The following is a 15,470-nucleotide window of genomic DNA, read 5'->3' as shown; positions in this document are numbered from 1 at the left end:
CCTAATCCCGAAGTGAATCGTAAACTGGTAGCACTTTTAGCGCCGCCAGTTTACTTAACAATCAACACGCTAACAAAATATCACTTGCCAATCGGTCGACGGTCTTTTATCTCTATTTCGCTAAGCTCGTTTCGCAAATGATCAAGCACTTGATTTATAAAACGGTGATTGATAAAAATATCGACCGAACTTTTTGCTGTACGCAAAAATACATGTGTATTGGTCGCTTCAATTGCGCGAATTTCATCAACCGATACCGTGACAGCAAGGCCTTTAATCAAGCGTGCAATCGGCGTATCGCGTACAATCAGCTTACTATCTTGATGCTCAATTAAATGCTCAACGCTATTGAGTCGTTTTGAATACGTAAGCCAAAGCATAAAAAGCCACATAAAAAAGCAAATTATGATCAATACAATCATTGAGGCGCCTCTTCAGACACTAATTTAAATCGCGTAAATAGCCAGCCTAACGCAACTAACGACAAACCTAAACCAATAAACGAAATTGCACGATACAGTCCATCTAAATGCGCCATATCAAATAGAAAGGCTTTTAAAATAACCACAAGTAAAATTGCAAACCCCGCTTGATAAACCACAGACTTGGCAATACGCTGCCCGAACAAAATAAATCCTGCCGCGATAATTAACCACACAACCGAATAACTGTAAATCTCAGCTTGACTCGTTGGTAACGAAAGCCGAATTTGTTCGGTTTGAAAATAATTGCGCACAACGCCGTTAATAAATAAAAAACTAAACCCTGCAGCTATTGGCAACAGCACTTTATTTTTATTTAGTTTTAACTGCTTTGGCACAATATCAAAGTAATACACAAAACCAATTATTACCGCAGGCACAGCCCACATCACTAACAACCAATTAAACAAGAAGATATCACCAATCAAAATAGCTTCTAAGAACGGATTATACTGCGTGTTCAAAGTTAAATGACACAAACCGCTTGCCGCAGCCAGTGCACAACCAGCATAGAAGTATAAAGAGCGCGAACTAATTTTGAATCGCCACCAATAGACCACTGCTAATATCAACCAGTTCATGGATAAAACGCAAAGTTCTGCGAAATTTAAGTTACTAAAATCAGGGTAATGGCCGACTAAGAAATAACTGGTTTCGGTCGTTACAAATAACGCGATTAAATGCAGTAATGCTCCTTCATACCACTTTTTAAGTTCAGAGTTGAAATGTAACCGATAAGCATGAAAAACCATGGCAAACATCATGGGCAATACCACTAAACTCCAATGCACACCAAACACGAGTTCGTTACTGTATTGCTGAGTCCAAGGAGCGAGCGAGATACGCATAAGCACTAGTGACAGCGCTATTTTACTCAGCCACAACGGCAACTCGACTTTAAAACGCTGTTGCCCATAAGCGATTAACACTAGTTGTGCACAAATAGCCAACGATAACGTACTAGCATTCAACCACATGGTAAATACTAACGCTAAAAAACTGTTCGCAGTGAGCCAAAACGTGATTGTTGCTAGCGCATGATGCGCTTTAGTTATTTGCCATAGCGCATAGCCTGCCATCACCATCAGGTATACCGTCCAAAGTGGGTATAAGGTTGTTTCAACTGTTTGCGGCGTTACTATGTACGACACGGCAAACACAAACAAAGGCGCAATGCCTAACAACAAACTAAAACTGGCACGCTTTATAAATAATTTTTGCATTGCCACGCTATACACAAAATACGCTACCCCCACTAATTGTGCATATAAAAATACACTGCTAAAAACAAGCATGGGGTCATCAAGCTGATGTACGATAGGATAGCTTACTATCGCAAAACAACTGAAGATTAACGATACAAACGGCCAAGAATCAAATGCACTGTGCCTCAGTGGCAAATACATGCAAAGTGCACTTAATAACACACTTACAATCAATAAACTGCTACTAAAGCCGTGCAAACTATAAAACAGTACTAGCAGTAGTATGTTAAGCACTAAGGCTAATTGCTCTTTGCGCGGCATTAATAGTACTTTTGTTGCTAATGGCGTTAAGTTTTTATTAGTTAAGCGCCAACCCAGCACACTGGATAATACATACAGGTAAAATGCAATTGCCATCGTCGCTGCAATTACCCAAATATCGCTTTTGTCTGCAATCGCAACACTAATGGTAAGCCATACAAAATGACCGACAAAACTTTGCCACCACAGCCACTCTCGTTTGACTTTATTGGCAACCCAAATTGCTGCTATTGATACAAAGTTAACGTACATTAATAAGGCAAACACATTGTTGCTACCGGTGTTAACCAAAGCCGGTACTGTATATGCGCCGATAATACCTATCACCGCAAGCAATGGACCAAACCGTAATGCGAGCGCTGTGGCGATTAAAGAAATTGTTGCAAGTGCAGCAAAGGCAACAACAGGCGAGATAAAATGATAATAACTAAAGGTGGCAAGTACCAATGCAAACCCAGTAATAATGCCCCCGCTGGCAAGCGCAGCACTGGTATTCGTAACATGATTACTGGCACCGTGTTTGCGATACAAATATTCCGCCAATATTACTAATGCCAAAGCAAACACGCCACCCAATATTAAGCGCAGCGTAATTGAGATAAGTCCCGATTCAATTGAGTACTTGGCGAGAAAAATACCACCGAGCGCTAAAATACCGGCACCAATCCAAAGCAAACCATTGTTTGCTAAAAATTGCTCCAATCGCTGCGCTAAACTTACAGTCTCAATTGGTTTAGATTTAGGTTTTGGTTTTTCATTTAATGAGGTTTTTGCCTGCTGTTGATGGGTTGCCAGCGCTACGCTCACATTGCCCGTGCTATCCACCTGTGGTATTTGCGGTTGTGAATTGTCGGCAGCTTGTGTGTCGCTTTCTGCGCTTTGTTCGACAACAGATTCTTGCGCTGACTCTTCAGATGTTGCGCGTAGTGTATTAGTTTCGCTTAACTTTTTAACGAGCGACTTTAAATGTAATACCGCGAGCGTTAATTCCTTTATTTTTGCGTCGGCGCTGCGTATTTTAACAAAGCTGTACCAGGCAACGATTAACCCGCCTAACATAAACACAGCAAACACCAGCGCAAAAAGTCCTAATAGAGTTTCCATACTTTTTACGATAAATTAAAACAATCTTGCACTAATGTACCTTGAATGGCTGACGAAATGAATAACTATAAAAATAAAACCGTTTTAATAACAGGTGCTTCGAAAGGTGTTGGCGCTGAAACTGCAAAGCAATTTGCCAAACTTGGCGCTAACGTTGCGCTGGTCGCTAGAAACAAAGCGCCACTTGAAGCACTGGCAGCTGAAATTAATCAATACGGTCATGCCGCAGTATTTCCCTGTGATATTGGCGAGATACCACGCCTTGAAACGTTAGTAACTAAGGTAGTCGACACCTTTGGCGCAATTGATGTACTTGTAAATAACGCAGGGCTACACCATCGCGGCGACTTTGAAAAACTAACGCCAGCTCAGGTTTCAAATATGGTGAATGTAAATTTGAATGCGCCGCTGACACTTACCCACCTTTGTTTAAATCAGCTTAAACAATCAAATAGTGGTGCTGTAATTATGGTCGGTTCGTTAGCGGGACGCGCACCACTGCAAGGTGCCGCGGTTTATTCAGCAACAAAAGCTGCACTAAGGGCATTTAGTTATGCACTACACGATGAACTTAAGCCTCAACAGGTTAAAGTGGCGGTAGTGTCACCAGGTCCAATTGATACTGGCTTTATAATGGATGAAATCGATCACGTTGAAGACATTGTATATTCACAGCCAATGAGTAGCGCATTGGAGGTGGCAAATGAGATTATCGCATTATCGATAAACGACAATGAAGAAAGCGCTATGCCATGGTTTAGCGGCAAGCTAACCACCCTTGCCTATCTATTTCCCAAATTGCGACGTGCCCTGCGTCCCTATCTTTATAAAAAGGGCGCAAAAGCAAAGTTAAAATACAAAAACCGACGCTAACTATAAAAAGGTGAATCGTCGCTGATTTGGTGTTTTTCCGCAAGTAACTCACAAAAATTAACCGTTGCGATTCTTGCAAATTGCGTATCAAACTTAATACTCGTATTTGGTTTAAATACTGGGGCGACACTACTTATTATGTCAATATTTTGCTAACGTTATGACAGTTTTAAGAAAAAGGTATTTAACAATGAAACGATTATTTATCCTTATTTGTTTTATCGCATTCAGTGCCGTAGCTAACGACAAAGCCTATGAACAAAGTGCAAACAATTGGCTTGATTTAATTGATAGCGGCGATTATCAAGCATCTTGGCAAGACACCAGCGATCGCTTTAAAAATCAAGTAAGTGAAGCACAGTGGCAACTTGCCCTAGAGCAAGTACGCACGCCATTAGGTAAAGTCGTAAAACGAAGCCCGCTTGATAGTACCCGCCATACGAGTCTGCCAGGCATGCCGGATGGCACGTATCAAGTAATGCAATTTAGTACACAATATGAAAATAAGCGTGAAAGTATTGAAACTTTGTCTATGACACTGATTGATGGAAAGTGGCAAGCAATCGGTTACTTTATTAAATAAGTCACTTACAAACTGCATTTTCTAATCACGCTTAGCTAACACATTCAATGGATAGCAAACTATGTTGCTATCCAACTTTAAAGAAGTTCACTTCATCCACCATACGTTTGGTTTCTTCATTTAGCGCGGCTGCAGAGCTGGCAATTTGCTCCACCATTGCGGCGTTTTGTTGCGTACTTTCTTCAATATTTGTGACCGCAATATTTATTTCGTTAAAGCTCGCTGTCTGCCGTTTATTTACCTCGGCAATTTCTTCCATTTTTTCGTTAGCATTGTTAATAGAATTTGCGATACCTACAAGCGCTTCACTTGATTGATCAACATGCAGGTTTCCGTGCGAGACCTGCTCAACACTCGATGTGATTAAAGACTTTATTTCGTTTGCTGATTGTGCGCTGCGCTGCGCGAGGCTTCTTACTTCGCTTGCTACTACACTAAAACCGCGACCGTGCTCCCCCGCTCGTGCAGCTTCTACAGCGGCATTCAATGCGAGTAAGTTAGTTTGAAATGCAATTTCATCAATAACGCCAATAATGTTTTTAATACGATCGCTCGATGCGCTCACTTGTTGCATCGTTTCTTTTGCTTCAAGCGCAATAACCTGCCCGTTTTGCGCACTAGTTTGCATGGTTAGCATCAGTTGTTCGGTATCCAGTAAGTTAGATTGCGCTACTTTTGCTGACTCATGCACACGTTGTACGCTCACACTTGTTTCTTCTACTGCACTTGCTTGAGATTCTGTGCGGCGTCTCAAATCTTCATTTGCATGGGCAATTTCATGAACACTATTTGACACAGACTGCGCTAGATTAAGTAAATTTGATAACAGCGAGTTCAACTTACCAACTGAGGTATTCGCATTATCTTTCAAACGTTTAAATTGACCATCATAGTGATTCGTAACACTCGCCCTTAGCTCCCCTGCAACCAAGCTTTCAAATAGGTTATCTAAATCGTTCAGTACTCGGCTAACAACCTCTATAATTTCATTTACGCCATCACTCAATTGTAAAAAGCAACCTTGTTTATTTGCGCTGTCGATACGTTTATCTAGATTACCTACTTGTAACGCACCGATAACATCTTGAACTTCTACTTCAATAACTTGGCTTAGCTGCTCAAGTGACTTATTTATATTCGTTTTTAGGGTGTTGAATTCACCGGTATAATCACCATTTACATGTATATGTAGATTGCCATTCGCCAGCGCATTAGCAACCGAGTTTAGCTCACTTATAACATTTTGATTTAGTGCTACTAAATTGTTTAACGATTCACTCAACGACAAGAAAAATCCTGATTTATCTTCGGTATTAATCCGTTTCGTCAATTTGCCCGATAGACAACTTTGTACTATTTCAGTAATTTCATTCTCAATGATGTGATTAAGCGTAGAAATGGTTTTATTGGCGTTAAGTTGTAAGCGAGCGTACGCACCTTCATATTCCCCGTCTATTTTTACTGCCAAATTGCCTTGAGCCAAATTTGCAAAAACATTATCGACTTCATCTATCACATTGCGGTTAATCTGTTGTAATTTATTAATGCTTTGCGTGAGGGTTAAGAAACAGCCTTGTTTATTTTTCTCATTAATAGAGACGTCTAACTCACCTGAAGTTGCACAATCCACCAGCTGTTGAATGTCTTTTTCAATAATTTGCTGAAGCGTATCGCGACAATTGATAGCCGAATCCAGTAAAACCGCAAACTCCCCTTGTAGTTGATGAGTATATTGATTGCTTAGATTGCCATACGCTAAATCGTTAACAACGTTTGATATTGCACTAAATGAGCGATTGCAGGTATTAACCGTGCTATTTACATCGTCTTTTAGTTGCCCTAGCTCTCCTTGTAGATTCTCGCTAATGGAATTTGAAAAGTCGCCCTGTTTTACCGCCGACATCACTTTTCGTATTTCCCCAACACCTATACCTACCTGTTTGCCTGCAGTTTCAATTTGCGATACTACGTTTGCCAAGTCGCCGTTGTATTTGCCACGGTAATTAATTTGGTTGTATCGGCCATTAGCTAACGCGTTACTCATATCGCCTATTTCACTAAACGCATTGCTCAAATTTTCTAGTAACGCATTAACATTTTTAGCGGTATTACCAATTTCGTCTCGCTGATCAATCGCAATTCGTAAACTGTAATCGTTGTCTTGTTGTATTTTCTGAATGGTTTGTTGAATTATGTTCAGCGCCTTTTTAAATGAATGCGCAATGACAAAACCAATAATCAAACTGACCAGTAAAAATACAAGCGCTGTATAAAATGCATTTTGTAATGTCTGCTCTGTGCTATTTAAATTTTGTTTTGCGCTATTTGCTATTTCAGTTGCCAACGATTTAATAAGCCCATTAACCAATTTTATTTCGTCCGTAGCATTAGCAAACCAGGTTTTTGCGTCAACATGAGGCAATATAACGGCAGTCGCAAGTCGCTTACTAATGGCGCTTTTTTGTTTGCCTGTAATGTCTCTATCAGCGCTTAATCGGCTCACATCATTTAGAAGCGCCGAAAATACATCCGCAGGTAAATACGGCTTCATATTCAATACAATCGCATTCAACTCACCAATTGACTGCACGCTCACAGCGTCTTGACTGAGTAACAGCAGTAATGATTTTTTGTCGCTCCTAACTGCCACATTATTGGTAAATATGGCGGTCATTGCTTTTACGTTTATCACTTGTGGGTCTGTCTTTAGCGCCTCAAAACGCTGCAAATATTCGTTATTGGCATAATGGGAAAATTGCTTTTCACGCTTTTGTATTTCGGCTAAAAAGCGATTTACAGCCTGTGCGCGCTGCGGCGTGTAATCACCTTTTGCAAATACCCCATTTAAGGCGCCACGCACTTGTCCTAAATGCTCTTTTAGCCAAATTAACTGAATTGAGGATTTAAATTTAGCTGACAACTCTGGCTCAGTAATATAAACCGATAGCTTTTCAGTAAGGGTAATGGCATGTGCATTAATCGTTGAGTAAAAGTGAAAAAAGTCAGAGTCAGGTGAAAGTGCATCCACACTAGTTCTTATTTCGGTACGTGTAGAAAACAGCTGTTGTAGTTGCTGCAACACATCCAAGGAGTGCTTGTTCAGTGATAAGGATTGTATTTTATCGATATTCAATAAGAGTGCATCTGCTGCACTATCGGCATTTTTACGTTGCGACTGCAATGCTTGTTTACCTTGAGTGCCACCAGAGCCCAAGTACCCGGCGCTTAACCCACGCTCTACTGCAAAATTATGCGCCACATTGTTAAGTAATTGGGTTAACTCAATGACCTCATTTATGTGAGTTTGCGCTGCAACTTGTACTTCACTGCTTTTGTTTAGCTGGTAAATTAAAAACCCGCTAAGCACACTTGGTATAAGCAAAATAAGAAAGAGCTTAAGAACAATCGGTAGGTTTTTTAGCATTGTGTGCATCCCTAAATTTAGCAAGCAAGGCGATTAAATGATACGACTCCTCTTTCACAATAGTTTAATTTCAGCAAAACAAAATGTATTACGTTAAATAGATTAGTTATCGATACCAAGGGATTAACAAAGAAAAATCAAAAAAGCGCGTAAAACGCGCTTTTGGATAAATTATCTGTTGTTATTAACGACCAATAACATTAGAAACTATCAAGTGCACAGTTAATTTTTTTTACGGCGACGATTACTACGTTGACCTAAAATACGCTTTTTATCTCGCTGTTTGCGAGATTTTGCGGTATTTTTTCTATTGTCTTTTGGCTCTCGGGTTAAATCCGGCTCAAATCCCGTTAACCATTGTGGGGTTAAACGTTCATCCAGTAATACTTCAATTTCTTCCAATAACCAATTTTCGTCTAGGCTAACCAGTGAAATTGCAGTTCCTGCTTTCCCTGCACGTCCGGTTCTGCCAATACGGTGTACGTAATCCTCCGCGATATACGGCAACTCAGCATTAATCACATAATCCAAACTCGGAATATCGATGCCACGCGCCGCGACATCGGTCGCCACTAAAACACGTAACTCGCCGGCGCGAAACTGCTCAAGCGCTTTATTTCGCGCTCCTTGAGATTTGTCACCATGAATCGCCGTTGTTGGTAAGCCGTCTTTATTAAGTTCTTTCGCAAGTTCATCGGCATAATGTTTGGTACGCGTAAAAACCAATACTTGGTGCCAGTTGTTTTTACCTATGGTGTAAGCGATTAACTCGCGTTTTCGTTCATCGTCAACAGCATAAAATAATTGCTCAACTTTGGTTGCCGCCGTGTTGGGCGCATCTACCCCGATGCGTTTTGGTTCATTTAGCCATTGCGATACATTATTGAGTACTTGCTCATCAACCGTGGCTGAAAACAGCATGGTTTGTCGTATTTGTGGCACATGACGCATAATACGTTTTATTTCACCCATAAAACCCATATCCAGCATGCGATCGGCTTCATCGAATACTAAATACGCTAAATCTGACAGCGAAAGCGTGCCTTTAATCAAATGATCGAGCAAACGGCCTGGCGTTGCTACAACAATTTGCGCGCCTTGTTTAAGTTGTTTTTCTTGTGGGCCAATATTTGCACCACCATACAGGCACGCCACACTTAACCCACTGTTTTCGCTGTACTGAGTACTCGCTTTTGCAACTTGTTGCGCAAGCTCTCGTGTTGGCACTAAGATTAAGGCACTTACCGTATTTGAAAGTGCCTGTTTTGATAACAGCTTATCGATAATGGGTAACATAAACGCTGCCGTTTTACCTGTTCCTGTTTGCGCGTGCGCAATGATATCGTGGCCGGCCATAATTTCTGGAATAGCCAATGATTGAATAGGTGTTGCCGTGTGATAATCCAATCGCGTTAAGGTTTCGGATAAATGAGAGTTTAGGTTAAATGCTGAAAATGACATGAGGTTACAAGTGAAAAACACATGCGTAAAATTATACCATTAATCGTTGTGAAAAAGGCTAACTCACTGGCCTATTTGCCTAAAATCTAACAAAACAATAAACATATACATATCACCAAAAATTTAAGCTACTGATTTTCAATAACTTTCGTTTTGGCTTAATTGTTGCCATAGTTAATAAAAACACCAAACGAGAATTCCTATGATAAAAAATAAATTTCTATGGTGCGTTACTGCGTTGGTAGCATTGTTACAAGCTGCTGTTTTATGCTGGCATTACTTCAATCCTGAGATTGTATTTATTGGTGTATTGGATGCGCCTTACCTACTTGATGTGCCATCTTGGTTTTCACTGGTTGTCATGCCTATCTTTTCATTGTGTTGTTTACTTTTAATGCGAAAACGCCTGCAAAGCACGACTGTTAATCGTGGTAAAGCAACCACCTACGCACTAATTGGATTTGTATTTTCATTTAACTACGGTGCTACGCTTGCTGGCAGTTACTATTGGGCAATGGAGTTATACACCGCGGCTTTAATTGTTGGCATCACGGTAATTGCCTGTGTCGTAAAATCATATCGTGCAGAATGTGTTTTTGGTTTTGCTTTAAGCCTTAGTTTTGTAATTGGTGCACTTCAAGCCATAGTATTTACGTTAGCGACTGCCACAGTGTGCTGGCTGCTTTACAGATGCCGTAAATTGCCATTACACTTCGCCCGAGATAATTCATTTACATAACTATAAAAATATTAATGAAACCAAGGTATAAGTTAGCGCTCTGCGCTACGATTTCGCTGCTTGTTGGTTGCGCATCAAATAAAATCACAACAACAAATAACCTAAACGCAGAAGGTGCTAGCCTAAAGCAAGGTCGCTATATTAATCGTTACCCCGGTAATAAAACATATCCCTACAGCTGTGAAGAAAATTGCTACCCCCCTACTGACGATATCCACTGCGAAAGTGATATGGAGCAATGCCAATACATTGGTAAAAACCCAAAACTAAAGACAAACTCAGGCTATAAAATTCATTGGCTTGGTCATGCAAGCTTTGAAGTTACAACGCCATCCGGCAAGCGATTTTTGTTTGATCCGGTATTTGGTGAATTTGATTGGCCAGTGAATTGGGCGTTTCAGATGGCAAATGGCTTTGAGCGTCAATCGCCCAAAAGCAAAGTGCAAAACCTAAGCGATATCGATGCGGTGTTGTATTCCCACTTACATTATGATCATTTTAATAAGCACGATATTGCGTTAATTGGTAATAAACCTAAATATTTAGTGCCGCTAAACTTTGCCAATCACTTTGACGACGACCTCTACACCATTCACGAAATGGATTGGTTTACAACGCATCTCGTTGGGCAAACCAAAACCCACTTTGTGCCAGCCCATCATTTTAATAGTCGAATTTGGGTACCCTTTTTATACAATGACGATAATCAGGCGCTTTGGGGCGGTTGGGTATTAGAAGAAAACGGCAACACTTTATTTTTTGCCGGCGACACAGGTTATTCAGATCATTTTAAAGATATTCAGCGTCAATATGGTGATATTGATGTATGTTTACTACCAATTGCCTCTTATTTCCACCAAGAGCACGAGGCTTGGTATCGCTATGTACATACACGACCTGAGGACGCTATAGCGGCGGCAAACGACCTTAACTGCAAAGTGACCATACCTTGGGGTTATGGCAATGCCAGCTGGCAAATGGGCGACCACAGTTCTCACTCCGCTCTTTTTAGGCTGTTACACACTTTAAAAATCATTGAAACAGACAGTCAATTTTACATTATGAATGAAGGCGAAACACTCTCTTTGTAGCACTAACTGATGTAATAAAGTGTGTTAGTTTTATGGTTTCTTTAAGGCTATAAATACCAAAAAAAAGATGCCTTTAGCTGCCATGTTGGTATTTTTACTACTATTTTTAAGTTTTTCAGCAAATGCCCAAATTACAGTAAACCAAGATCAAATTGCATTAACGCAATTTGATACACACTTTTATATTGATGGATCTCGTACGCAAAGTATCGCTGATATACAAAATGCGCCGTTTTCCAGAGCAACCAACCGGCTTACCCTCGGTACAAATGCAAAAACAACTTGGGTTCGATTTACTTTGCACAATTCATCAGCCTCAGAAAAGCAACTGTTTTTGCATGTGCCAGAGGCTTACCACACCCAGCAGTTAACCCTTTATCTAATTAGAGATAGCAACACACAAATACGCCATTCTATTGACCTAGAAAACAATCAAGCCCATGAAATGTTATATGGTGGAACCGCAGTGTTTCCTTTAATACTTTCACCTAATGAGCGGTATCAGGTTTACTTAAAAAGTGATGTATTCTCACACCAATGGTTTACGCTTGCGCTATACGATGAAACCCAATCAAAACATGCTCTTGTGAGCGAAAATCATGATATTGCCATCATGGTTGGCATGCTGTTGGCGCTGATGTTTTACAACGTCATATTGTTTGTATCGTCACGTAAAAAAGAAAACATTTTCTATGCGCTGTATTTAGTCTCGGGTACAACGTGGATTGCCCTTTCCTATGGTTTTTTAGCAAGCTTATTTGGCATTTATGGCAAAGCCATGATGCATCTGCACCTTTCGCTACATACCATGCCAAGCTTTCTGATCCTATTTATGATCAGTATTTTTGAAACCAAACGCCTTTACCCGACTGAGCACAAAGCACTTATGTTTGTTTTACTGCTACTGGTATCTGATTTAGTGTTTGGCGTATTTGATATTATTGCAGCATTAAAACCAGCAAGCACACTAGCCGCAATAATGATTGTGGTGACGTTAAGTGTCAGCCTCTCAATTTTAAAAAAAGGAAATCCGTTGGCAAAATACTTCTTATTTGGCCACGGCTTGTTTTTTACCTTTAACCTATTAGCCATCGGCTATTACAAAGGTCTATTACCAAACACCTATGTAACAAGCCACGGTGTCGGCATTGGCATTATGCTCGAGTCCTTTGTGTTAGCGTTTATTATTTCGTACCGGATTAGAGTGTTAGAGCGTATTGAGAAACAACAAGCTGCGCTTCAAGTGCAGGCTAACACCGACCCGCTAACACAGCTTTACAATCGCCGTTACTTTGACCAAGCAACCGAAGCGTTATTATCTGACGATAAGCAAACCTGTCCTGTTAGTATTGCCATCGCTGATATTGACTTTTTTAAGAAGTTTAACGACAAATACGGACACCAAGTCGGTGATGAAGTACTCGTTGTCTTTGCCGATATATTGCAAAAATTCACGCCCGATAATGCCATCGTCGCGCGGCTTGGCGGCGAAGAATTTATCATTGCCCTGCCAAATCACAGCGAAAACCAAGCATTTGCCTTAATTGATAAAGTACGCAAGCAAATCGAAAACACCACCATTAGCTCGCATGCCCATGATGCCTTATCAATAACGGCGAGCTTTGGTGTGTGTGAAATTGAGTCGTTACTTAAACCAAGCATTATTAATGCTGACAAAGCTCTTTACCGAGCAAAAGAAAATGGACGAAACCTAGTGATGCCTTTTAGCACGCTAAACGAACCTAGATTATCTTTGCAAACACAATAACTTAAGCAGTATAAACATATTTATTTACAAAACAGCGCGTTGTTAAACGTGTTCTATTTGCTATCTTGACGTATTTTCGTTAAAAACAAGCTAAGTTTTGCAGTTTTTAACGCAAAATAGAAATATTTAACGCTAAGGGAAATCTTAATGAAAAAATCAATTCTTGCGGTTGCACTTGCAACTGCGTTTCTTGGTGGTTGTGGAGACCAGCAAGCTGATACCGCTAAAGTAGAAAAAGAACAACAAGCGAAAGCACCTGTAGCCACAGAAACAACAGCACAAACTAAAGCAGAGCTAGGCAGCTTTGGTGTCGACCTGACTGCACGCAATTTAGACGTGAAACCAGGTGACGACTTCTTTATGTACGCAAGTGGTACATGGTACGACAACTATGTAATGCCAGCGGATAAAACGCGCTTTGGTGCGTTTACTGCACTTGCTGAACGCAGTGAAAAACAAGTTAAAGAAATCATCGACGATATTACAAGTCGTAAAGACCTAAACGCAGAAGAGCAAATGATTGCTGATTTCTACAATGCATATATGGATGTTGAAACAATCAACAAAAAAGGCATTACGCCAATCCAAGGTTTACTTGATGAAATTGGTTCAGTTAAAAACACGGATGACTTAACGCGTATCTTTGGTAATGCATGGCTAACAAGTGTGTCATCACCGATTGGCGGTGGCATGTGGTTTAACCGTTTAGACCCGAATCAATATGAAATGTCGATGGGCGCTGGCGGTTTAGGTTTACCAGATCGTTCATATTACCTTGAAGACAGCGAGCGTTTTGCTAAAACACGTGACGCATACGTTACGCACATTGCAAGTGCACTTAAATTTGCCGGCGTTGATAACACCGAAGAGCGCGCAAAAGCAATTTTAGCGCTTGAAACTAAAATTGCCGAGGGCCATTGGCCACGTGAAAAGCGTCGTAATCGCGATTTAACATTAAACCAAATTAAGCGTACTGACCTTGCAAAAGAATACCCTGGTTTTAACTGGGATCTGTATTTTGAGCAAACAGGTTATAAAGTACCGCAGCTAAATATGGCTCAACCAGAACCAATCAAAGCCATGATTTCACTGATTAACGGTGAAGACATTAACGTTTGGAAAGATTACCTAACGTTTCATGCAATCCGTGGTAACGCAAGCCTACTTTCTGAAGAAATCTATGCAAATAACTTCGAATTCTTCGGTAAAGAATTAAGTGGTCAACAAGAGCCGCGTCCACGTTGGAAGCGTGCAATTGGTGCAATGTCTGGCACTGAATCAATGGGCTTTGCAATTGGTAAAGTATACGTAAAACGTTACTTCCCTGAGTCATCAAAAGCACAAATGGCTGAGCTTGTAGAAAACCTTCGCACCGCACTTGGTGAGCGTATCGATGGTTTAGATTGGATGGGCGCAGAAACAAAAGTAAACGCAAAAGCAAAACTTGCTGCGTTTAACCCTAAAATTGGTTACCCAGATGTATGGCAGGAGTTCGACGGCCTGAAAATCGCAAAAGATGATTTAATGGGCAATGTGCGTAACACGCGTCAATTCTTCCGTGCAGAAAGTGCCGCAAAAGAGCTTGAGAAAACAGATCGTAACCGTTGGGGCATGACACCACAGCGCGTGAACGCATACTACAACAGCTCGTTTAATGAGATTGTATTCCCAGCAGCTATCTTACAGCCGCCTTTCTTTGATCCAAACGCGGACGCAGCCGTTAACTATGGTGCGATTGGTGCGGTAATTGGTCACGAAATGGGTCACGGTTTTGATGATCAGGGTTCGAAATCTGACGCAAATGGTATTCAACGTAACTGGTGGACTGATTCAGACCGTTCTGCCTTTGAAGCAAAAGCAGACAAATTAGCTGAGCAGTACAGCAAGTACGAACCAATTCCAGATAACTTTGTAAACGGTCGTAACAGCTTAGGTGAAAACATCGGTGATGTGGGCGGCCTTGCAATGGCTTATCACGCGTATAAATTAAGCCTTAACGGTAAAGAAGCCGAAGTAATTGATGGCTTAACAGGCGATCAGCGTTTCTTCTTAGCGTGGGCACAAGTGTGGAAAGAAAAACGCACTGAGCAAAGCATGCTAAACCAATTACGCGCGGGTACTCACGCACCTGGTCGTTTCCGTGCACTTGCGCCACGTAACCATGATGCATGGTACAAAGCGTTTGACGTAAAAGAAGGTGATGCACTTTACCTTAAACCAGAAGAGCGTGTTCGCATCTGGTAATCAAAAAAGAACGTATAAGAGCCCGGTTTAAACCGGGCTTTTTTTGTTAACAACACATATTAATTTAAAAATGGCTGGATACTGTTATTTATCTTTATTCTAAACCGCCTTTATTACCTTTATTTTTGTATATAGCGTAATCACTTAACATTAAGCGTTCGTCAACTTAGCGTGA

The 15,470-nt window shown here is 40.8% G+C and carries 10 protein-coding genes; 6 read left to right on the top strand and 4 right to left on the bottom strand.

Features of this window, described 5'->3' with window-relative positions; genetic code table 11:
- Positions 1–80 precede the first annotated feature (80 nt).
- Positions 81–422 (bottom strand): hypothetical protein, encoded by a 342-nt coding sequence (locus ACXAFE_RS14900; RefSeq protein WP_100915311.1) that lies wholly within the window; start codon positions 420–422, stop codon positions 81–83.
- Positions 419–3,112, bottom strand: coding sequence for a DUF2339 domain-containing protein (locus ACXAFE_RS14895; protein WP_475153915.1), 2,694 nt, complete (start codon positions 3,110–3,112; stop codon positions 419–421). Before ACXAFE_RS14895 ends, ACXAFE_RS14900 begins: the two co-directional genes overlap by 4 nt.
- Before the next feature lie 57 nt (positions 3,113–3,169).
- Here ACXAFE_RS14895 and ACXAFE_RS14890 point away from each other — a divergent pair, with 57 nt between their 5' ends.
- Both ACXAFE_RS14890 and ACXAFE_RS14885 read left to right on the top strand, forming a co-directional pair.
- The gene (locus ACXAFE_RS14890; RefSeq protein ID WP_475153912.1) at positions 3,170–3,985 is read left to right on the top strand and encodes an SDR family NAD(P)-dependent oxidoreductase; all 816 of its coding nucleotides are present in this window, start codon (positions 3,170–3,172) and stop codon (positions 3,983–3,985) included.
- A gap of 190 nt (positions 3,986–4,175) precedes the next feature.
- Complete coding sequence (locus ACXAFE_RS14885) at positions 4,176–4,568, top strand: DUF4019 domain-containing protein (RefSeq protein WP_475153907.1); 393 nt, start codon at positions 4,176–4,178, stop codon at positions 4,566–4,568.
- Positions 4,569–4,635: 67 nt separating this feature from the next.
- Here the strand turns inward: ACXAFE_RS14885 and ACXAFE_RS14880 are convergent, their stop codons facing one another.
- A complete protein-coding gene (locus ACXAFE_RS14880; RefSeq protein WP_475153905.1) occupies positions 4,636–7,992 on the bottom strand; it encodes a methyl-accepting chemotaxis protein in 3,357 nt (1,118 codons plus the stop codon).
- 222 nt (positions 7,993–8,214) lie between these two features.
- Positions 8,215–9,453: a DEAD/DEAH box helicase gene (locus ACXAFE_RS14875; protein ID WP_475153902.1), complete on the bottom strand. Its 1,239-nt coding sequence runs from the start codon at positions 9,451–9,453 to the stop codon at positions 8,215–8,217.
- A gap of 202 nt (positions 9,454–9,655) precedes the next feature.
- On the opposite strand from ACXAFE_RS14875, the gene ACXAFE_RS14870 reads away from it, so the two are divergent.
- From ACXAFE_RS14870 to ACXAFE_RS14855, 4 genes are all read left to right on the top strand, one after another.
- A complete protein-coding gene (locus ACXAFE_RS14870; RefSeq protein ID WP_475153900.1) occupies positions 9,656–10,192 on the top strand; it encodes a hypothetical protein in 537 nt (178 codons plus the stop codon).
- A 14-nt stretch (positions 10,193–10,206) separates the two neighbouring features.
- Positions 10,207–11,283 (top strand): MBL fold metallo-hydrolase, encoded by a 1,077-nt coding sequence (locus tag ACXAFE_RS14865; RefSeq protein ID WP_475153898.1) that lies wholly within the window; start codon positions 10,207–10,209, stop codon positions 11,281–11,283.
- An 82-nt stretch (positions 11,284–11,365) separates the two neighbouring features.
- Positions 11,366–13,051 carry a sensor domain-containing diguanylate cyclase gene (locus ACXAFE_RS14860; protein ID WP_475153895.1) on the top strand — a complete coding sequence of 562 codons (1,686 nt, stop codon included), beginning with the start codon at positions 11,366–11,368 and terminating at the stop codon, positions 13,049–13,051.
- A 147-nt stretch (positions 13,052–13,198) separates the two neighbouring features.
- On the top strand, positions 13,199–15,295 hold the full coding sequence (locus tag ACXAFE_RS14855; RefSeq protein WP_475153893.1) for a M13 family metallopeptidase: 2,097 nt from the start codon (positions 13,199–13,201) through the stop codon (positions 15,293–15,295).
- Positions 15,296–15,470 lie beyond the last annotated feature (175 nt).

The organism is Pseudoalteromonas sp. ABV4_021 (genome assembly GCF_056159365.1).
This window is presented reverse-complemented; position numbering and strand designations above follow the sequence as displayed.

Bases quoted from the DNA above. Each gene is read 5' to 3' on its own strand.
- ACXAFE_RS14895 (WP_475153915.1), bottom strand. From the start codon at position 3,112: ATGGAAACTCTATTAGGACTTTTTGCGCTGGTGTTTGCTGTGTTTATG.
- ACXAFE_RS14885 (WP_475153907.1), top strand. From the start codon at position 4,176: ATGAAACGATTATTTATCCTTATTTGTTTTATCGCATTCAGTGCCGTA.
- ACXAFE_RS14875 (WP_475153902.1), bottom strand. From the start codon at position 9,453: ATGTCATTTTCAGCATTTAACCTAAACTCTCATTTATCCGAAACCTTA.
- ACXAFE_RS14870 (WP_475153900.1), top strand. From the start codon at position 9,656: ATGATAAAAAATAAATTTCTATGGTGCGTTACTGCGTTGGTAGCATTG.
- ACXAFE_RS14855 (WP_475153893.1), top strand. From the start codon at position 13,199: ATGAAAAAATCAATTCTTGCGGTTGCACTTGCAACTGCGTTTCTTGGT.
- ACXAFE_RS14900 (WP_100915311.1), bottom strand. From the start codon at position 422: ATGATTGTATTGATCATAATTTGCTTTTTTATGTGGCTTTTTATGCTT.
- ACXAFE_RS14860 (WP_475153895.1), top strand. From the start codon at position 11,366: ATGTTGGTATTTTTACTACTATTTTTAAGTTTTTCAGCAAATGCCCAA.
- ACXAFE_RS14890 (WP_475153912.1), top strand. From the start codon at position 3,170: ATGAATAACTATAAAAATAAAACCGTTTTAATAACAGGTGCTTCGAAA.
- ACXAFE_RS14880 (WP_475153905.1), bottom strand. From the start codon at position 7,992: ATGCTAAAAAACCTACCGATTGTTCTTAAGCTCTTTCTTATTTTGCTT.
- ACXAFE_RS14865 (WP_475153898.1), top strand. From the start codon at position 10,207: ATGAAACCAAGGTATAAGTTAGCGCTCTGCGCTACGATTTCGCTGCTT.